This window comes from Devosia soli (assembly GCF_000970455.1).
GTDB lineage: Bacteria > Pseudomonadota > Alphaproteobacteria > Rhizobiales > Devosiaceae > Devosia > Devosia soli.
This window is the reverse complement of record NZ_LAJG01000014.1, coordinates 455036-473179: the sequence shown is the minus strand read 5'-3', so window position 1 is coordinate 473179 and position 18144 is coordinate 455036. Positions and strand designations below refer to the sequence as shown.

Annotated in this window: 20 protein-coding genes; 5 read left to right on the top strand and 15 right to left on the bottom strand. The window is 61.9% G+C overall.

Translation table 11 applies throughout. From position 1 onward, the window contains the following. Window positions 1-65: 65 nt before the first annotated feature. The 5 genes from VW35_RS06345 (at window position 66) to VW35_RS06325 (ending at window position 3324) form a co-directional block, all read left to right on the top strand. On the top strand, window positions 66-1691 hold the full coding sequence (locus VW35_RS06345; RefSeq protein ID WP_046142125.1) for an MFS transporter: 1626 nt from the start codon (window positions 66-68) through the stop codon (window positions 1689-1691). Beyond that, window positions 1688-2146, top strand: coding sequence for a YaiI/YqxD family protein (locus tag VW35_RS06340; RefSeq protein ID WP_425283757.1), 459 nt, complete (start codon window positions 1688-1690; stop codon window positions 2144-2146). The genes VW35_RS06345 and VW35_RS06340 overlap by 4 nt, the downstream gene beginning before the upstream one ends. Window positions 2147-2352: 206 nt before the next feature. Then, the gene (locus VW35_RS06335; protein WP_046142123.1) at window positions 2353-2559 is read left to right on the top strand and encodes a cold-shock protein; all 207 of its coding nucleotides are present in this window, start codon (window positions 2353-2355) and stop codon (window positions 2557-2559) included. 47 nt (window positions 2560-2606) lie between these two features. Beyond that, a complete protein-coding gene (locus tag VW35_RS21515; RefSeq protein WP_046142122.1) occupies window positions 2607-2861 on the top strand; it encodes a hypothetical protein in 255 nt (84 codons plus the stop codon). A 211-nt stretch (window positions 2862-3072) separates the two neighbouring features. Next, window positions 3073-3324: a hypothetical protein gene (locus tag VW35_RS06325; protein ID WP_046142121.1), complete on the top strand. Its 252-nt coding sequence runs from the start codon at window positions 3073-3075 to the stop codon at window positions 3322-3324. Between the two features lie 47 nt (window positions 3325-3371). Here VW35_RS06325 and rpsU read toward each other — a convergent pair whose 3' ends face one another. The 15 genes from rpsU to VW35_RS06250 all read right to left on the bottom strand — a co-directional run bounded on the left by rpsU (window position 3372) and on the right by VW35_RS06250 (window position 18142). Further along, the gene (gene rpsU / locus VW35_RS06320) at window positions 3372-3614 is read right to left on the bottom strand and encodes a 30S ribosomal protein S21 (protein ID WP_046142120.1); all 243 of its coding nucleotides are present in this window, start codon (window positions 3612-3614) and stop codon (window positions 3372-3374) included. Between the two features lie 125 nt (window positions 3615-3739). Next, entirely contained in the window at window positions 3740-4666 is a 927-nt protein-coding gene (locus VW35_RS06315) for an MYG1 family protein (RefSeq protein WP_046142119.1), read from the bottom strand. Between the two features lie 213 nt (window positions 4667-4879). Continuing rightward, on the bottom strand, window positions 4880-5581 hold the full coding sequence (gene phoB / locus VW35_RS06310) for a phosphate regulon transcriptional regulator PhoB (RefSeq protein ID WP_046142118.1): 702 nt from the start codon (window positions 5579-5581) through the stop codon (window positions 4880-4882). Window positions 5582-5685: 104 nt separating this feature from the next. Continuing rightward, the gene (gene phoU, locus VW35_RS06305) at window positions 5686-6396 is read right to left on the bottom strand and encodes a phosphate signaling complex protein PhoU (RefSeq protein WP_046142117.1); all 711 of its coding nucleotides are present in this window, start codon (window positions 6394-6396) and stop codon (window positions 5686-5688) included. A 20-nt stretch (window positions 6397-6416) separates the two neighbouring features. Beyond that, window positions 6417-7199: a phosphate ABC transporter ATP-binding protein PstB gene (gene pstB / locus VW35_RS06300; RefSeq protein ID WP_046142557.1), complete on the bottom strand. Its 783-nt coding sequence runs from the start codon at window positions 7197-7199 to the stop codon at window positions 6417-6419. A gap of 68 nt (window positions 7200-7267) precedes the next feature. Then, entirely contained in the window at window positions 7268-8638 is a 1371-nt protein-coding gene (gene pstA / locus VW35_RS06295) for a phosphate ABC transporter permease PstA (protein ID WP_083982485.1), read from the bottom strand. A 1-nt stretch (window position 8639) separates the two neighbouring features. After that, on the bottom strand, window positions 8640-10013 hold the full coding sequence (pstC, locus tag VW35_RS06290; protein ID WP_046142116.1) for a phosphate ABC transporter permease subunit PstC: 1374 nt from the start codon (window positions 10011-10013) through the stop codon (window positions 8640-8642). Between the two features lie 66 nt (window positions 10014-10079). After that, window positions 10080-11105, bottom strand: a complete 1026-nt coding sequence (locus tag VW35_RS06285) for a PstS family phosphate ABC transporter substrate-binding protein (RefSeq protein ID WP_046142115.1) — start codon at window positions 11103-11105, stop codon at window positions 10080-10082. Between the two features lie 272 nt (window positions 11106-11377). Next, on the bottom strand, window positions 11378-12133 hold the full coding sequence (locus VW35_RS06280; protein WP_046142114.1) for an IclR family transcriptional regulator: 756 nt from the start codon (window positions 12131-12133) through the stop codon (window positions 11378-11380). A 65-nt stretch (window positions 12134-12198) separates the two neighbouring features. After that, window positions 12199-12555, bottom strand: coding sequence for a monovalent cation/H(+) antiporter subunit G (gene mnhG, locus VW35_RS06275; protein WP_046142113.1), 357 nt, complete (start codon window positions 12553-12555; stop codon window positions 12199-12201). Continuing rightward, on the bottom strand, window positions 12552-12833 hold the full coding sequence (locus VW35_RS06270; RefSeq protein WP_046142112.1) for a K+/H+ antiporter subunit F: 282 nt from the start codon (window positions 12831-12833) through the stop codon (window positions 12552-12554). Before VW35_RS06270 ends, mnhG begins: the two co-directional genes overlap by 4 nt. After that, the gene (locus tag VW35_RS06265) at window positions 12830-13318 is read right to left on the bottom strand and encodes a Na+/H+ antiporter subunit E (protein ID WP_052951540.1); all 489 of its coding nucleotides are present in this window, start codon (window positions 13316-13318) and stop codon (window positions 12830-12832) included. Before VW35_RS06265 ends, VW35_RS06270 begins: the two co-directional genes overlap by 4 nt. Further along, window positions 13315-14919 (bottom strand): monovalent cation/H+ antiporter subunit D, encoded by a 1605-nt coding sequence (locus VW35_RS06260; protein ID WP_046142111.1) that lies wholly within the window; start codon window positions 14917-14919, stop codon window positions 13315-13317. Before VW35_RS06260 ends, VW35_RS06265 begins: the two co-directional genes overlap by 4 nt. Beyond that, a complete protein-coding gene (locus VW35_RS06255; RefSeq protein WP_046142110.1) occupies window positions 14919-15254 on the bottom strand; it encodes a Na+/H+ antiporter subunit C in 336 nt (111 codons plus the stop codon). Before VW35_RS06255 ends, VW35_RS06260 begins: the two co-directional genes overlap by 1 nt. Next, window positions 15245-18142, bottom strand: coding sequence for a monovalent cation/H+ antiporter subunit A (locus tag VW35_RS06250; RefSeq protein WP_046142109.1), 2898 nt, complete (start codon window positions 18140-18142; stop codon window positions 15245-15247). Before VW35_RS06250 ends, VW35_RS06255 begins: the two co-directional genes overlap by 10 nt. Window positions 18143-18144 lie beyond the last annotated feature (2 nt).

Sequence of the window (18144 nt, the reverse complement as noted above, 5' to 3'; positions counted from 1 at the left end):
GCTGCCGAGATTGGTCTTGCCTTGGTCAACCTGCTGGCCCATGAACGGGCGAGGAGCTGAATCATATGGCTGAGCGCACATCGATCCTGGCGCCCTTTCGTCACGAGACTTTCCGGACGCTTTGGGCTGCGACGCTGATTTCGAACCTCGGCGGTTTGGTGCAGGCGGTGGGCGCGGGCTGGATGATGACGACGCTGACCACCTCGCACAATATGGTGGCGCTGGTGCAGGCGTCGACGACGCTGCCGATCATGGTGTTTTCGATCGCGGCAGGCGCGCTGGCCGATAATTTCGACCGACGCAGCGTGATGCTCGTGGCGCAGGCCGGAATGGCCGTGGTTTCACTGATGCTGGCTGTGACGGCGTGGATGGGGTTGCTCAATCCCTGGCTGCTGCTGACCTTTACTTTCCTGATCGGCTGCGGGACGGCTTTGTTCAATCCATCGTGGCAGGCCTCGATGGGCGACATCGTGCCGCGCGAGGATTTGCCGGGGGCGGTGACGCTCAATTCGATGGGCTTCAACATGATGCGCAGCGTCGGACCGGCGGTGGGCGGCATGATCGTGGCGCTGGCGGGGGCGAGCGCGGCCTTTGCCGTCAACGCCTTTTCCTACCTCACGCTGATCGCGGCACTCTGGCGCTGGCAGCCTAAGCGGGTGAAATCGCGGCTGCCGCGCGAAAAGCTTGGTAGCGCCATGTGGGCCGGCGTGCGCTACATGTCGCTATCACCCAATCTGCTCACCGTGCTGTTCCGAGGATTCCTGTTCGGCTTTGCCGCCATCGTCATCATGGCGCTTCTGCCCTCGGTGGCGGAGGAATATGTAGGCGGCGGGGCACTGGTCTATGGCACGTTGCTCGGATGCTTTGGGCTCGGGGCGATCGGCGGAGCATTTTTCAATGGGCGCATCCGGCAGCGGTTTTCCAACGAGGTCATCGTCCGCATCGCCTGTCTCGGCTTTGCCCTCAGTTGTGTTGGTCTGGCATTCAGCCGCGACGTGGCGCTGAGCCATCTGGTGCTTTTGCCCGCGGGCGCCTGCTGGGTCTTGTCGCTGTCGCTCTTCAATGTGTCGATCCAGCTCTCCTCGCCGCGCTGGGTGGTGGGGAGGGCGCTCTCGCTCTATCAAACGGCAACCTTTGGCGGCATGGCGGGCGGTAGCTGGATCTGGGGCCTGACGGCCGATGCCACCGATCCGCAATGGGCGCTTGTTGCGGCTGGGGCAGTGTTGCTCGTCTGCTTCGGCGTCGGCTTTGCCTTGCCGCTGCCGCAGTTCGACGATCGCGACCTCAACCCACTCGGGACGTTCAACGAGCCCTTACTCAAGCTCGACCTGCGGCCGCGGAGCGGTCCGATCATGGTGATGATCGACTATGAAATCGCCCAGGAAGACATTTCGCGTTTTTTGGCGCTGATGAGCGAGCGGCGTCGCATCAGGATGCGGGATGGGGCGCGGCAATGGGCGCTGCTGCGCGATCTTGAAAAGCCCAATATCTGGGTCGAGAGCTATCATGTGCCGACCTGGGTCGACTATGTGCGGCACAACCTGCGCCGGACCAAGGCGGATGCAGACAATACCGAGCAATTGCGGGCGCTGCATCGGGGCGAGGGACTGCCGCATGTACACCGGATGATCGAGCGGCAGACCGTGCCGCTCGATGATACGACGCCATTGCGCGACAGCACCGAGGTCTGACGATGGTTGCGATCTTTGTGGATGCCGATGCCTGTCCTGTGAAGGACGAGGCGGCGCGGGTGGCGGAGCGGCATGGCGTTGCCATCACCTATGTCGCCAATTTCGGGCTACGCCCCTCGCACGACCCGATGGTGCGTAATGTCATGGTGCCGCTGGGAGCCGATGCGGCGGACGACTGGATCGTCGAGGCGGTAGCGGAGGGCGATCTGGTCGTGACATCCGACATTCCGCTCGCGAGCCGGGTGCTGGCCAGGAAGGCGACGGCGATCGGACCGACTGGCAAACTCTTTACAACCGACTCAATCGGCATGGCTCTGGCAATGCGTGAGCTCAATCAGCATCTGCGGGAGACGGGCGAAAGCCGGGGCTTCAATGCCAGCTTTAGGGCAAAGGATCGATCCAACTTTTTGCAGCAATTGGATGCCGCAGTGCAGCGCGCTAAACGCGGCGGTTGAGGGTATTTCCGGTACGTCTTGACTTTAGCGCAATGGAAGCCGATTATACAAGAATACGTTTTCTGCCCGCGTGGCGATCTGACCTTCCCGGTCTAACCGGCTGATTGGTTTTCCTTTCGAACTGCAAACGTTAGTCCACCCCTCGCTGCAAGTCGCACGAGGGTAACGCTCGTTTGCATCGCTTCGAGCCTTTCCAAGGAGCCATCATGATCACTGGCACTGTAAAATTCTTCAACACGACCAAGGGTTTTGGTTTTGTAACTCCCGACACCGGCGGCAAGGACGCATTCATCCACATCTCTGCGCTCGAACGCGCCGGCATGTCGAGCCTCGCCGAAGGCCAGAAAATTTCCTACGATCTCGAACGAAGCCGCGACGGCCGTGAATCGGCTGTCAACATTCAGCTGGCTTGAACCTAAACATCGCTGGGGCAGGGATGCCCCGGCTTACGGAGCGCTCAATGACTCATCTCTACAAGGTTGGCCAGATGCTCAACCTGCGGTCTGCTCCGCGTCATAGCAATCGGCCCACGGGCCCTTGCGAAGTCGTAAGCTGCCTACCACATAATAGTGGTCCGGTTCAGTACCGCGTCAAATCCCTGGGCGAAAGCAACGAGCGGGTTGTCGAAGAGGCAGACCTCTCGCCGAGCACCGCGACGAAAGCGGACGATATGCTGAGCGAAAGTGTCTTCAGCATCGCCGTGAACAAGCGCTAAGCGCGGTTTTTTGCGCCGCTTCTGGCTGCAAGGTCCAGACAATCGACGTCCTAGCCATCGGGCTTGCCTGTGCTTGAACAAGCACGGGTAACCAATGGCAATGCGACTGTCTCAGGGCTGAAACAATAGACACGTAATGTTGTGCAGAAGCACAAATCACTCGGCCCCCGACGCGCTGACAATGACGGCCATTGGCCGAAAGAAAGTTTGAATGAATACGCATATTCTCAATTTGCCGGGGGACCTGTTCCTCGGCAGCGACGCAAAAACTGCATTCGCTCAAGGGGCCCGGCGCTTTTCCTCGGCCGCCAAGGCCATTCGCTTTGCGATGGAAGAAGCGGCGCCAGTGAGCCTGCGCGGCGCCTTGCTCCAGATCGATGGCCAGACGCTTGGCCCGGACCAGATCCGCACTCTGCACCGGCAGATGGAAGGGCTCGGCCAGGCGCGCCGCGCCCACAAATAAAAACGCCGGCCCAGAGGCCGGCGGATTTGCTTTTTCTTTAGCCGCGATTAGCGGCTGAAGGAGCCAGCAGGACGCTTGGGGGCAGCAATGAGGCCCTCGCGGATTGCCTGCTTGCGAGCCGCCTTGCGGTTGCGGCGAATGGCTTCTGCCTTGCGGCGGACGCGCTCTTCGGACGGCTTTTCGAAATACTTGCGGAGCTTCATCTCGCGGAAGACACCTTCGCGCTGAAGACGCTTCTTGAGAACACGAAGAGCTTGATCGACGTTATTGTCGCGTACCTGAACCTGCAAAAAATATCCTAACGTTGTGCTCGCCTCTCCAGAATATGGAAGGCGGAGTCGATCGGATGACCGTTGCCTCTCCCTATCAGCCGGAAGCCATTCTGCCAACCCGGAGAGCAGCAATGTGAACCGGATCAGGCAGCCTGATTGGCGATGGCCTCGGCAACGGCGATTTCAGCCATGGTTAAGGCCGCGGCCCGGGTCTTGGCGGCGGCGATGAAACGGCCATTGTGGCAGAAAGTGGCACCGGGCACGCCGCAGGCTTTTTCCAGATCCTCATTGACGAGACCGGCCCAAGCGGCCGGTAGATCGGCGCGTAGTTCAAAACCTTCGTCGCCGCGGCGGATGCCTGTCAGGCACCAATCCTTTTCGCGCGGGTGCACGACGAAGAGAAGGTGATCGGCCCCAGCCTTTTCGATGGCCGGGCGGAAGGGCATGCCCATGGGGAGTTCGAGGACGCGATTGGCGCCGGTGGTTTCGATGGCGTGGCGCACGATGGATTCGGCGCGCAGCTTGGCGGCAGCGCGGCTGACGCCGGCTTCGACGAAGCTGCGGGCAACGGCAAGGGCCTTGTGAAAGGCTTTGGTGTCTGCTTCCGGATCCTTGTCGTCAAAATCGGGCTTCAGCGTTTCAAGAAGCGAGGAAAGGGCGAGGCCGGCGAGAGGACCGGACGGGCTCTGCGCGCCGTTGTCGACGAGATCGATCGGGAGCACGAAACTGACATCAAAACTCTGGTGGACGCTATCGACATGTTCGGCAGGCACACCGGCGGCGGCGATGTAGTCGCGCCCGAAATGCTTCCACACGAGGCCGAATGAACTATAGGGCTGGCCATCGTCACGCAGCGGAGCGCCGCGCTGATGATGATCGAATATGCCGCTTGTCGCGTCATAGGCGCCACCGACATCGTAGATGATGCGATCGGGGGCAGGGGCGATCCATTCGGGTGCGCGGCTACGCACGATCCGGGCCCCTGGAAAAAGGCGCGTCAGGATCACGCTCGACAGCAACTCATCGGCATGAAAGCCACCGGAATGGGTGACAAGATATGCTGGTGTCATGGCTGAAGGGTCCTGAAACTGGGCTGGCGCGGCATCGCGACCCGCTTTGGCCTCGACGAATCCTTGCTACCCCGCTTCGGTTAGCCGAGGCAATGTTATCATTACTGAAATGTTAATGAGGCGGCGGTCGTCGGATATGGCCCCGCTACAGCGCCAGTGGCGGTTCTCCTCCCCCATCGATCGGGGGAGGTGTAATCGAGCACGGCCTCAGCGTCAGGCTGGCTGGCCGAAGCGTTCGTCGAAGGCGTAGCCGGCGCCGCGGACGGTGCGGATGGGGTCGCTCTCGCGGCCGCGATTGATGGCGCGGCGGAGGCGGCCGATATGGACGTCGACGGTGCGCTCATCGACATAGACGTCATTGCCCCAGACGCCATCGAGAAGCTGCTCGCGCGAATAGACGCGGCCGGGATGGCGCATGAGATATTCGAGGAGGCGATATTCGGTCGGGCCGAGGTGTACGTCGCGGGTGGAGCGGCGGACGCGGTGGGTGGTGCGGTCGAGTTCGAGGTCGCCGACCTTGAGAGCCGCCGTCACGAGGTTGGGATTAGCGCGGCGGAGGAGGGCGTGAATACGCGCGACGAGCTCGGGGACCGAGAAGGGTTTTACGACATAGTCGTCGGCGCCGGTCGAGAGGCCCCGGACGCGCTCTTCTTCTTCGCCGCGGGCGGTGAGCATGATGATGGGGATGCGCGAGGTCTCGTCCCGCGCCCGCAGGCGGCGGCAGAGTTCGATACCTGAAATCTCGGGCAGCATCCAATCGAGCAGGATCAGGTCGGGCAGCTTTTCCTGGATGGCATGCTGGGCTTCGTCGCCGGTTTCGGCTGTGACGACGCGAAAACCTTCGGCTTCGAGATTATAGCGCAAGAGGATGGCGATATCGCCTTCGTCTTCGACTACGAGAATGGTCGCGGGCATAGACGTGCTCCATCGATCGGCGAGCCGCTGGGGCGCCGAAGGTCATGGTTCTTGTGGTTTACCCCTACCCGGCCTCCCCCTAGAAGGGGGAGGGGAAGGCGGGACTACGCTTTGATCTGGGTCCGATGCAGTTCCTGGACGTCGGCGGTGAGTTGCTTGCCGGTTTGCAGGTAGTAGGCACGTTCGGCGATGTTGGTCGCGTGGTCGCCGATGCGCTCGAGGTTCTTGGCGCAGAAGAGGAGATGCGTGCAGGTGGTGATGTTGCGCGGATCTTCGAGCATGTAGGTCAGCAGTTCGCGAAAGAGCGAGGTGTGCATGGCGTCGACTTCGTCGTCGCGGTTGCAGACTTCGACGGCTGCCGCGGAGTCGCGGTTGGCATAGGCGTCGAGGGCGTCCTTGAGCTGGCGCAGGACCAAGGCGGTCATGTTCTTGACGCCATTATAGAAGGTGGGCTGGAGATTGATGCCTTCGAGCTTGAGCGAACGGCGGGCCAGTTGCTTGGCCATGTCGCCGACGCGTTCGAGATCGTTGGCGACGTGGATGGCGGTGACGATCGAGCGCAGGTCGGAGGCCATGGGCTGGCGGCGGGCGATGATCGAGACGCACATGTCGTCGATCCGGCGCTGCATGTCGTCGATGCGCTGGTCGGCGATGATGGTCAGGTCGGCCAGCTCGCGGTCGAGCTTGAGCAGGGCCTTGGTGCCATTTTCGATGGCAACTTCGACCTGACCGCCCATTTCGGCGATGGTCTGGGCCAGGGTATTGAGTTCGTCGGTAAAGGACGAGACGATGTGGTCTGAGGCTGCATTTGCCATGGTCGTTCTCCTCGCCGCGATCAGCCGATACGGCCCATGATATAATCCTGGGTCTGCTTGTTCACCGGATTGGTGAAGATATCTTCGGTCGGACCCTGTTCGATCAGGTGACCCAGGTGGAAGAAGGCGGTGCGCTGGCTGACGCGGGCAGCCTGCTGCATCGAGTGGGTGACGATGACGATGGTGTAGTTTTCGCGCAGTTCGTCGATGAGTTCTTCGATGACGGCAGTGGCGATCGGGTCGAGGGCCGAGCAAGGCTCGTCCATGAGGATCACTTCGGGGCCGACGGCGATGGCCCGGGCGATACAGAGGCGCTGCTGCTGGCCGCCGGAAAGGCCGGTGCCCGGCTCCTGGAGACGATCTTTCACTTCTTCAAAGAGGCCAGCCTTGCGGAGCGAGGAGACGACGATTTCGTCGAGGTCGGACTTATTACGGGCAAGGCCATGGATGCGCGGACCATAGGCGACGTTGTCATAGATCGATTTGGGGAAGGGATTGGGCTTCTGGAAGACCATGCCGATGCGAGCGCGGAGTTCGACAACGTCGAGGTCGGGCGAATAGATGTCTTCGCCATCAAGCTTGATGGTGCCGCCGACCTTGGCGCCTTCGATGGTGTCGTTCATGCGATTGATGCAGCGGAGAAACGTCGACTTGCCGCAGCCCGAGGGTCCGATGAAGGCGGTGACGGCGCGATCGGGGATGTCGATCGAAATGCCGTGCAGGGCCTGCTTGGTGCCGTAATGCACGGTGACGTCGCGGGCGGTCAGGCGGATTTGACGGTCGAGCATATCGGTCGGGTTCATTGCGGAGTCCAGATTCTGAGATGTCGTCTTAATCTTGCCGGCAAGCATATCCATTTGGCTATGTCTCCTTAAGCGCGTTTTTCAAGACGCGAGCGCAGGTAGATGGCGGCGCCGTTGAGCAGGATCATGACGCCCAGCAGCACCATGATGGCAGCAGCCGTGCGGGGTTCGAAGAAGTTGCGGTTTTCATTGCCCTGCCAGAGGTAGATCTGGACGGGGAGGGCGGCGGCCTGATCGAGCGGAGTCGCGGGGACCGAGGCAACGAAGGCCTTCATGCCGATCAGCAGGAGCGGGGCGGTTTCACCCAGAGCGTGGGCCACGCCGAGGATAGTCGCGGTCAGGATCGAGGGGAAGGTGACCGGCAGGACGTGGTGGAACACCATCTGCGTCTTGGATGCGCCCATGCCGAGAGCGGCCTGACGGAGCGCTGGGGAGACGCCGAGCAGGGCGCCGCGGGTGGCGATGATGATTGTGGGCAGAGTGAGGAGCGTCAGCACCAGACCACCGACGAGGGGCGCCGAGATCGGCAGGTGGAACCAGTTGATGAACACCGCCGCGCCGAGGAGACCGAAGACGATCGATGGGACGGCGGCGAGGTTGTTGATGTTGACCTCGATAAGATCGGTGAGGCGCGACTTGGGTGCGAACTCTTCGAGATAGATAGCCGCGGCGACGCCAATCGGGACGGCAAGCACAACGACGATCAGCATCATCCAGAGCGTGCCGACAAAGGCGCCGAGAAGGCCGGCGGAGGCTGGCGCCGAGCGCGAGTCGACATTGGTCAAGATCGACCAGGCGAAGCCGTTCGAGATCGTGCCATTCTCGACAAAGGTGTCGATCAGCGCACGGGCAGGAGCGGACAGTTGCTGCTGCTTGTCGCCAAGGCTGCGGTCGATATTGCCCTTGATCCAGTTCTGAGCATTGGCGGAGGCGAGCACGTCGACATCCACGGTCTGGCCAAGAAGCGACGGATTGGCGACGAACATCTCACGGATTTCGTGACGCGCGTCCGTCTCGGGGATCGAGAGAATCTCACGCGCCGTCATGTCGCCGGCCTCGGGCGCGGCCTTGCGGAGCGAGGCTTCGACGATGGTGTTCCAATTCAGAAGCGCGACGCTGCGCTGCCACTTGAGGCTGGCGGCGGTGTATTCGGCATCGGACGGGAATTGATCGCGTGCGGGGGCTGGGTCGACATCAATCAGCTCGGGATCGAAAAAGACCGAGAGATGCACATTGGACTGCACGAAGGCCGGGATGCCCTTGCGGAACACATCGATGAAGAGGATGGCCACGAAGCCGAGCGCAACAGCGATGGCGGCAATGCCGAGACCACGGAAGATCTGTTCTGTCGCGTGACGGCGAACGAGGCCGGCACGAATGGCGCGGGTGCGTTCTGATGAGGCCGACCTGGAAGCGGGCGATGCGATGTCAGTAGCCATTTTATTCGTACTGCTCCCGGAAGCGGCGGACGATGTAGAGGGCGAAAATATTGAGGCAGAGCGTCACGACGAAGAGCGTGAGACCGAGGGCGAAGCCGACGAGCGACTGAGGACCGGTGAAATCGGTGTCGCCGGTGAGCTGATTGACGATCGAGACGGTGATCGTCGAGACCGGCTCGAAGGGGTTGCCGCGCAGGATCGGCGAATTGCCTGCCGCCAGGACCACGATCATGGTTTCGCCTACGGCGCGGCTGACTGCCAGGAGAAAGGCGCCGACGATGCCTGGAAGGGCTGCCGGGAGAAGGACGTTGCGGATGGTTTCGGACTGGGTGGCGCCGAGGCCATATGCACCATCGCGCAGGCTGCGGGGCACCTGATTGAGGATGTCGTCGGAGAGCGAGGAGACGAAGGGGATGATCATGATCCCCATGACGATGCCCGCGGTCAGGGCCGAGGTGGCGTTTATGTTCAGCCCGATGGCATTGCCGAAATCGCGTAGGAAAGGACCGACCGTAACGAGAGCGAAGAAACCGAAGACGATGGTGGGGATGCCCGCGAGGATTTCGATGAACGGCTTGACGACGGCGCGGAAGCCGCGGGGAGCGTATTGGCTCAGGTAGATCGCTGCCATCAGGCCGACCGGAACGGCGACCAGCATGGCGATGGCGGTGATCATCAGCGTTCCGGTGAGCAGCGGCAGAAGCCCATATTGCCCGTGGTTGGCGCCGCCAGCGTTGTTGGGGGCCCAGACGGTGCCGAAGAAGAAGTCGATGGGATTGATGAAGGTGAAGAACCTGAACGCTTCAGTGACAAGCGAGGCGACGATGCCAACGGTCGTCAGGATGGCAACACCGGAACAGGCAAGAAGCAGAAGGCTGATGACGCGTTCAACAGTGTTGCGGGCGCGAAGGCGCGCGGTGATGCGACTGCGGGCGTAGACAAGGCCCGCGCCGCCAGCAACTACGGCCAGGACCAGCATGCCGGCAAAGGTGAGGAAATTGAACGAGCGCACGGCACTGCCAGCGGCCTGTTCCCAAGGCGCGACGTCGCCTGCTACGCCGTAGCCCGAGGCGAGGGCGTTGATGCGGTTGAGCGCATTGTTGAGGCCGGCCTGATCGAGCGCGAGGAGCGTATCCTGCGGAATCTGGGAGACGGCATAGTCACGAGCAATTCCGCCACCGAACCAAGCCCAGAGCAGCAGGATCACCAGGGCGGGGATCATGGTCCAGATGGCAGAATAGGACCCATGATATTGCGGACGGGAATGAACCTTGACGCCGTTTGCAGTGGCGAGATTTCGGCTCTTGGACCAGCCGGTCTGGTAGGACACCCCCAAGAGGACAAGCAATACGCCGGCTACGATCAGAGCATTCATGGATGCGCCCCCGCAAGAAAAACGGAATTGCGGGCCGCACCGATCCGGTGCGGCCCGCTGGAATGCTTACTGAGCAGCGCCAGCTTCGAAGGCGGCGAGAACTTCAGCGGTCTTGTCCGCCGGCTGCGGGATGAGGCCAGCGGCTTCGAGCGCGCCGCCTTCACCTGAGATGCCTTCCGAGAGGAAGAACTGGACGTATTCTTCGATGCCCGGGATCACGCCGATGTGCTGGCCCTTCACGTAGAAGAACAGTGGACGCGAGACCGGGTATTCACCAGCGGCAACGGATTCCTTGGAGGGAACAACGCCATCGACGGTCGCAACCTTGAGGGTATCGGTGTTCTGCTCGTAGAACGAGAGACCGAAGACGCCAACGGTGTTCGGATCCGAGTTCAGGCGAGCAAGGGTTTCGGTATAGTCGCCGGAGATTTCGACGACAACGTCCTGACGGTAGGTGGTGCAAGCGGCTTCGGCGTCATCTTCGCTGATGCCTTCGGGCAGACCGGCTTCTTCGCAACCAGCGGACACAACCTTTTCCTGGAAGACTTCGCGGGTGCCGTGGTTGGAGGCCGGAACGGCCAGAGCGATCGGCTGGTTCGGCAGCGACGCGTCAACTTCGTTCCAGGTCTTGTAGGGATTGTCGACGAGCTGGCCGTCCACGTTCACCTTAGCCGCGATGGCCTTGTAGACCTGAGCCGGGGTCAGGGCGAAATCCGGACCCGAAGCAGCCGATGCAAAGACGATGCCGTCGAAGCCGAACTGGATTTCGCGAATGTCGGTCACGCCAGCAGCGGTGCAAGCTTCGCGTTCTGCGTCCTTGATCTGACGCGACGCGTTGGCGATGTCGATGGTGTTTTCACCAACGCCCTCACAGAACTGCTTGAGGCCGCCACCGGTGCCGCCGGAGCCGACAACCGGAGTCTTGAACTCGGGGAATGAAGCGCTGAATTCTTCAGCGACGATCGAGGCGAAGGGCAGAACCGTCGACGAGCCGGCGATCTGGATGGTGTCGCGCGACTGAGCGAAAGCAGCGGTGGTGCCGAAGGCGGCGAGCGCGATGACGGCGGCGCTGGCGAAAAGTGCGGTCTTCATGAAAGTTCCCTTTCGGAATTCGGTTCTCAACGTGGCCAGCCATTTTGCGGGGCCGCCCTGTGACGCGGCAGACCATATTGGCCTCTGGCGACCGTTTTATTTCAGTTCCGTGAATGGATTGTGACAACGTAAGGCTTTGTTATTATGAAGAAAACTAGATAAAAACGGTTATATGACAGCTGCGTCATGGGGGTTTTGTGACTCTATCTCAGGGCCTTTCCCGAGCTCTGCGGGCACACCTTGGACCAGATTTGTGACAGTGGCTCGACGCTTCAGCGGAGCAAAGGGCGCAAGTCCGACTGAACCTTGCGCATGAGGGGAAGGAAACTCGCGATCATGCGCGAGGTCGAGGCGCGGGCAGTCTGGGCGCCGATATTGAGCGCGGCGACGACCTTACCTGAAGCATTGTAGAGTGGCACGGCGATAGAGCAGAGGCCGAGTTCGAGTTCCTGGTCGATGACGGCGAAGCCTTGCGCGGCGACCACGGCGAGCTCGGTGGTAATGCTGGGCAGGTCGGCCTTGGTGCGGCTGGTATAGGCAATTAGTTCAGAGCGATCGAGAACGGCGCGGGCTTCCTCGGGCGGCAGCGCGGCAAGGAGGATGCGGCCCATCGAGGTGCAATAGGCCGGAAGGCGTGCGCCTGGGGCAAGATTGATGGACATGACGCGGCGGGTAGAGGCGCGGGCGACATAGAGAATGTCGGTGCCATCGAGAACGCCGGCTGAGCCACTTTCGCCGGTGGCGGTGGACAGCTCTTCAAGGAAGGGCTGAATCATCTGCGGCAAGGTATTGGCCGCGAGATAAAAATGGCCAAGATTGAGCACACGTGGGGTGAGCTGGAAGAACTTGCCATCATAGGTGGCGTAGCCGAGATGCACGAGAGTGAGCAGGCAGCGGCGGGCCGTGGCGCGCTCGAGGCCGGTGCGCGAGGCGACATCGGTGATCGACATGCGCGAATGCTGTTCGTCGAAGCATTCGATAACCGCAAGGCCGCGGGCCAGGCCATGGATGATGTCGCCTTCGCGCATGAAGACCTCGACTTGTGATGGGCCTGAGGTGCCACGAAAGCGCGCCCAAGAAAAGGATGCGAACGTCAGGCCCGATCAACGGGCGGCGGGGTGATCGGTTCTTCCTTGCCGCGCAGTTCGACGCGATCGCGGAAAACGGTGGCGCGCGCGAGCAACATCAGGGTGACGGGGGTCGTGACGCTGACGAAGAGGAAGATCACGGCCTCGTGGATGACAAGGCGGCCGGTGGTGACGGAGAAATAGAGCGCCGAGGCAAAGAGGATGAGGCCGCCGCCCATGCTGGTGCCCATGGTCGGTGCATGGATGCGCAGGTAAAAATCGCGCAGGCGCGCGAGGCCAACGCAGCCGGCCATGGTGAGGAGGGCGCCGAGCAGCACACCGGCCGAAACAAGGATCGAGAGCCAGAGTGGCAGTTCGGTCATTCTATCACCTCGCCGCGGAACAGGAATTTTGCGAGGGCGACGGTGCCGACAAAGCCGAGAAGGCCCATGAGCATGGCGAGCTCGAAATAGATTTGTGAACCTGTGCGTATGCCGACCGTGACGAGCAGCAGGAGGCCGACGACATAGAGGGCGTCGAGGGCGAGGATACGATCCTGAGCGCGCGGACCGACGACCATGCGATAAAGTGTTGCCAGCATGCCGACGCCGAGCATGACCTGGGCGATGAGGACGCTCCAATCGAGAATGGCCTGGCTCATTCGAAAATCTCCAGAAGCAGGGATTCATAGCGCTTCTTGATGGTGGCGACCCATTCGGCTTCGTCCTTGAGATCGAAAACGTGGATCAGCACGATGCTGCGCTCGCCATCGTATTCGAGCCAGGCACTGCCGGGCGTCGCGGTCAGCAGGCAGGCGAGAATGGCGAGGCCGAAGCGATTGGTCAGCTCAAGCTTCATCTCGATGAAGCCGGAGGTCGGGTTTGGCCGGCGGCTGAGGAGAACCGTCAGCACTGCAAAATTGGACCGGACGATATCGAGGCCGGCAATGGCAAAGAGCTGAACGAGTTTGAGGGGGCGCCTCAGGGTGACGGGTTCGGGCAGGACGGCATTGGCCGCGAGCGAAGCGAGGACGGCGATGAGGGCGCCAAGAAGGATGTGACCGAAACCGGCCGACTGCTGAAGGACAAGCCAGAGCAGTAGGAGGAGACCGGCAAGAATCGGATGGGGGAGGATGCGTCTCATCATGGCGTTGGCGGTTCCGTCAGGACGCTGCTGACATAGGCGCCGGGGGCGTGGATGAAGGCGGCGGTGTCGGTGAAGAAATCCATGGCTGGGCCGGCGGCGAAGGCGAGCGCAACGCAGAGCGCGAGCAACATGACGATGGGCGCGATTTCGACGGTAGGGATGCGGGGAATGTCGGTATCGGGCAGGGAAGTCCAGAAGATGTTGATGCCATTGCGGACCATCGCGACGAGGACGAAGAGGCCCGAGACGATCATGGCGCCGATGAGCCACCAGGTGGCAGCGCTCGCGGCTTCGACATCGAGCGCGGCGGCGATCATGGCGAACTTGGAGAGGAAGCCCGAAAGCGGCGGCAGGCCGGCCATGATCAGAGCGGCGATAGCGAAGCACCAGGTGACGAGGGTGGCGGAGCCCGGAACGGTGCGGCTCACTTCCTCATCGTCGTCGAGGTTTTCATCCTCATCGCCGTAGATTTCGAGCGACACGGCGAGAACCTGGGCCTCGGCGGGCAGGATCTGGTCGATGATGTCCTTGAGAAGAAAAAGCGCGCCGGCTGCGAGGGTGGCGACGACGACGTAAAAGAGCGCGCCGCTCGTGACGCCAGGCGCATTGTAGCCAACGGCGAGCAGCAGGGTGCCGGCGGAAACAAGGATGAGGTAGCTCGCAAGGCGATCGAGCGCCTTGCTCGAAAGCGCGCCAATGCTGCCGAAAGCGATGGTGGCGATGCCGAGGATCATCAGAAGACCTTGGCCGAAGGCGAGTTCGGGGCCGGAGGAATTGGCAAAGACCAGCGTCCAGAGCCGCAGGATGGCGTAGAAGCCGACCTTGGTCATGACCGCAAAGAGCGCGGCGACCGGCGGCGCGGCTGCCGAATAGGTGTTGGGCAACCAGAAATGCAACGGCCAGGCGCCCGCCTTGATGAGGAAGGCGACGCCGAGCACGGCGGCGCCGGCATCGAAGAGGCCGCGATCCTCGGGGGCGATCAAGGGCACGGCGCGGGCGATATCGGCCATGTTGAGCGTGCCCGTCGTGCCATAGATAAGGGCGACGCCGATCAAAAAGAGGAAGGAGGCGACGAGGTTGATGGCGATGTAGTGGAGCGCTGCCTTGACCCGGTTGCGGCCGCCGCCATGGAGCGCGAGGCCATAGGAGGCGGCGAGGAGCAGCTCAAAGAAGACGAAGAGGTTGAAGAGATCGCCGGTGAGGAAAGCGCCGTTAAGGCCCATGGTCAGGGCATGAAACAGCGGAAAGAAATTGGTGCCGCGGGCGTGCCAGCGGGCGGTCGCGAAGATCAATGCAGCGAGCGAGAGAACCGACGTCACCAACACCATGGTGGCGGACAGGCGATCGGCGACGAGGACGATGCCGAAGGGTGCGGGCCAATTACCGAGGGGATAGACGACGGCGAGGCTACCACCCAAGCGCTCGAGCATGACAAGGAGCGCGACCGCAACCACGAGCAGCGCAAGGCCGAAGGCGATGTTGAGCCGCACGAGCCAGACGCTGCGATCAGCCAGGCGAAGATTGTTGAAAAAGAGATTGGCGATCATGGCCGCCATTGGCACCAGGATCGGCAGGATGGCCATGTGCATCGGTTCGGCCATCAATCAAGCCTTCCATCGACATGGTCATTGCCGGTGAGGCCGCGGGCAGCGAGCAGGACGACGAGGAACAGCGCTGTCATGGCAAAGCCGATGACGATTGCGGTCAGTACCAATGCTTGGGGCACTGGATCGGTGTAATCGCCAGGATTGACGGCGCTGCGGTCGAGGATGGGCGCGGCATCCATGCGCAGACGGCCCATGGCGAGGATGAAGAGGTTTACCGCGTATGAAACAAGCGAAAGGCCGATGATGACCTGGAACGTGCGCGGGCGGAGGAGGAGATAGACGCCCGAGGCGGCGAGGACGCCGATGGCGATGGCTAGGATCAATTCCATTTCGTCGTCTCCTCACGCAGGCGTGGCCGCGCGGCGCCGGCCGGCCGCGGACGGCGGATGGATTGGTGCGCAAGCGCGATGAGCATGAGGACCGTGGCGCCGACAACGAGGGCGAAGACACCGAGATCGAAGATCAGCGCCGTCGCCATGGGCACCTTGCCGATGAGCGGCAGGTCGGCATAGGTGAAGGCCGAGGTGAGAAATGGCGAGCCGAGGACGACGGCACCGAGGCCGGTCAGCATAGCGAGAAGCAGCCCCCAGCCGATCCACTGCATGGGAAGAATGCGAAGGCGGTCTTCGACCCATCGGGTGCCGTGGGCGAGGTATTGGAGGATGAATGCCAGCGACATGATGATGCCGGCGACAAAACCGCCACCGGGGAGGTCATGGCCGCGCAGCAGCATATAGACGGCGATGACGATGACCACCGGGAACATCCAGCTCATGATGAGAGCTGGAATGCGGAGGAAATCGTCGGCGACGCGCTGGCCGCCATCGACATTGTCGAGGAGCCGCTGCTGTTCGGGTCGGCCGACGCTGTCTTCGGCGGGGCGGAAACGGCGGAGGAGGCCGAAAACCGTCAGCGCGACGACGCCGAGGACAGTGATCTCGCCCATGGTGTCGAAGCCGCGGAAATCGACCAGCATGACATTGACGACATTGGTGCCGCCGCCTTCGCTATAGGCGTTCTTGAGGAAATAATCCGAAATGCCCTCGGGCGCGGTGCGCGTCATGATGGCGTAGCTCGCGAGCGCAGTGCCCATGCCGACGAGAAGCGCGAGGGTGACGTCGCGCAGGCGCCGGAAGCGGACCTTGGCGGTGAGGTCGTCAGCGACGGGCAGGCGCTTGGGGAGCCAGCGCAGGCCGAGAAGGATCAGCACCGTGGTGGCGATTTCGGCAAGCAGCTGGGTGAGCGCAAGGTCGGGCGCCGAAAGCCAGGCAAAGGTGATGCAGGTGGCAAGTCCTGCGCCGCCCATCAGGATCATGGCGGCGAGGCGATGGAACTTTGCCTGCTGCGCCGCCGCGATGGCAGAAATGCCGCCGAGGAGCCAGACGAGGCCCAGGACGGGATCAAAACTGCTCGGGAGCGGCAGGTTGCCCATGCGCGCCCAGCCGGCGAAACCGCCGGCGGCCAGGGCAAAGGCAACGACGATAAAAATCTGCGGCTGAAGGCGCTGGGTGCCGAAGATCTTGATGAAGTCGCGGGCCCAGCGATTGGTGGCGTTGAGCAGGAGGCGCTCGAAGATGCGCTGGCCACGCAAGCGGTTGATGAAGGGAATGCCGTCGATATCGCGCAACTGACGATAATAGGGAATGTAGATGATGACGCCGCCGACAAGGGCGATAACGCTCATCAAAAGCGGCAGATTGAACCCGTGCCAGACCGAGAGGCTATAATAGGGCTTTTCGGGGCCCAGGACCGCCGTAACTGCCTCGGCGAGGAAAGGGCCAATAGTGATGCCGGGAATGATGCCGACGGCGAGGCAGAGGATGACCAGCAATTCCATCGGACGCCGCATGAGCGCAGGCGGCTCGTGCGGAACTTTATCTCCCGGCGCGAGCGGCGGGCCGAAGAAGACGCCGTGCACAAACTTGACCGAATAGGCGACGCTGAGCATGCCGGCGATGGTCGCGCCAATGGGCAGGGAATAGTTGACGAAGACGTTGGGATGGAATTCCGCCGTCTCGGTGAAAAACATCTCCTTGGAAAGAAAGCCATTAAGCAGTGGCACCCCGGCCATAGCCGCGCTGGCGATGATGGCGAAGGTGCCGGTGAACGGCATGAGTTTGAGGAGACCGCTCAGCTTGCGGACATCGCGCGTGCCGGTCTCGTGGTCGATGATGCCCACGGCCATGAACAGCGAGGCCTTGAAAGTCGCGTGGTTGGCGATGTGGAAGATGGCGGCCACGGCGGCCAGCGGCGTGCCCATGCCGAGGAGGGTGGTGATGAGGCCGAGGTGGCTGATGGTGGAATAGGCAAGGAGCCCCTTGAGATCGCGCTGAAAGAGCGCGGCGGCTGCCCCGAAGATCAGCGTGATCAAACCCCCATAGGTAACGATGACGAACCAGAGTTCGGAATCGGACATCACCGGCCAGAAGCGGGTGAGAAGGAATACGCCGGCCTTCACCATGGTAGCAGAGTGAAGATAGGCCGACACCGGGGTTGGCGCCGTCATGGCGTTTGGCAGCCAGAACTGGAAGGGGAACTGCGCGCTCTTGGTAAAGGCAGCCAGAAGGAACAGGACGAGCGTGACGGGATATAGCGGGCTTTCGACCAGCATGCTGCCCGAGGCGAGAACCACATCGAGCTCATAGCTGCCCACGATATGGCCGACGAGAACCATGGCAACGAAAAGCGCCAGCCCGCCCATGCCGGTAACGATCAAGGCCATGCGGGCGCCATCGCGTGCATCGCTGCGGTGATACCAATAGCCAATGAGCAGGAAGGACACGAGGCTCGTCATTTCCCAGAAAATGGCGAGCTGGATGAGGTTGCCGGCCAGCACCAGGCCAAGCATCGAGCCCATAAAGGCCAGGAGCAGCGCGTAGAACCGGGCAATTCGATCCTTGGGCGACATATAATATCGTGCGTAAAGCACGACGAGGAAGCCGATGAAGGTGATGAGGACGCAGAAGAGCCAGGCGAGGCCATCCATGCGGATCGTCAGATTGAGCCCTAGTTCGGGAATCCAACCGATGCGGTAAACGAGCGCGCCAGCTTCGACCACCTGCGGGAACAGCAGGATGGTGAGGACAAACAACAGCCCCGAGACAGTGCCAGTGAGGGTGAAGGCGCCATGCTGAAAGCGAGCCTGGAAGACAAAAGCGAGCACGCAGGCCAAAAAGGGCAGCGCACACAAAAATCCCAATGCGATGTCAGGTGCGATTC

Excerpts from the sequence above, each read along its gene's own strand:
- VW35_RS06270 (WP_046142112.1), bottom strand. The coding sequence starts at position 12,833 with ATGAGCCAGGCCATTCTCGATTGGAGCGTCCTCATCGCCCAGGTCATG.
- VW35_RS06335 (WP_046142123.1), top strand. The coding sequence starts at position 2,353 with ATGATCACTGGCACTGTAAAATTCTTCAACACGACCAAGGGTTTTGGT.
- VW35_RS06260 (WP_046142111.1), bottom strand. The coding sequence starts at position 14,919 with ATGGCCGAACCGATGCACATGGCCATCCTGCCGATCCTGGTGCCAATG.
- VW35_RS06280 (WP_046142114.1), bottom strand. The coding sequence starts at position 12,133 with ATGCGCGAAGGCGACATCATCCATGGCCTGGCCCGCGGCCTTGCGGTT.
- VW35_RS06325 (WP_046142121.1), top strand. The coding sequence starts at position 3,073 with ATGAATACGCATATTCTCAATTTGCCGGGGGACCTGTTCCTCGGCAGC.
- VW35_RS21515 (WP_046142122.1), top strand. The coding sequence starts at position 2,607 with ATGACTCATCTCTACAAGGTTGGCCAGATGCTCAACCTGCGGTCTGCT.
- pstA (WP_083982485.1), bottom strand. The coding sequence starts at position 8,638 with ATGGCTACTGACATCGCATCGCCCGCTTCCAGGTCGGCCTCATCAGAA.
- VW35_RS06265 (WP_052951540.1), bottom strand. The coding sequence starts at position 13,318 with ATGATGAGACGCATCCTCCCCCATCCGATTCTTGCCGGTCTCCTCCTA.
- phoB (WP_046142118.1), bottom strand. The coding sequence starts at position 5,581 with ATGCCCGCGACCATTCTCGTAGTCGAAGACGAAGGCGATATCGCCATC.
- VW35_RS06255 (WP_046142110.1), bottom strand. The coding sequence starts at position 15,254 with ATGGAATTGATCCTAGCCATCGCCATCGGCGTCCTCGCCGCCTCGGGC.
- VW35_RS06285 (WP_046142115.1), bottom strand. The coding sequence starts at position 11,105 with ATGAAGACCGCACTTTTCGCCAGCGCCGCCGTCATCGCGCTCGCCGCC.
- pstC (WP_046142116.1), bottom strand. The coding sequence starts at position 10,013 with ATGAATGCTCTGATCGTAGCCGGCGTATTGCTTGTCCTCTTGGGGGTG.
- VW35_RS06345 (WP_046142125.1), top strand. The coding sequence starts at position 66 with ATGGCTGAGCGCACATCGATCCTGGCGCCCTTTCGTCACGAGACTTTC.
- pstB (WP_046142557.1), bottom strand. The coding sequence starts at position 7,199 with ATGAACCCGACCGATATGCTCGACCGTCAAATCCGCCTGACCGCCCGC.
- VW35_RS06315 (WP_046142119.1), bottom strand. The coding sequence starts at position 4,666 with ATGACACCAGCATATCTTGTCACCCATTCCGGTGGCTTTCATGCCGAT.
- phoU (WP_046142117.1), bottom strand. The coding sequence starts at position 6,396 with ATGGCAAATGCAGCCTCAGACCACATCGTCTCGTCCTTTACCGACGAA.
- mnhG (WP_046142113.1), bottom strand. The coding sequence starts at position 12,555 with ATGACCGAACTGCCACTCTGGCTCTCGATCCTTGTTTCGGCCGGTGTG.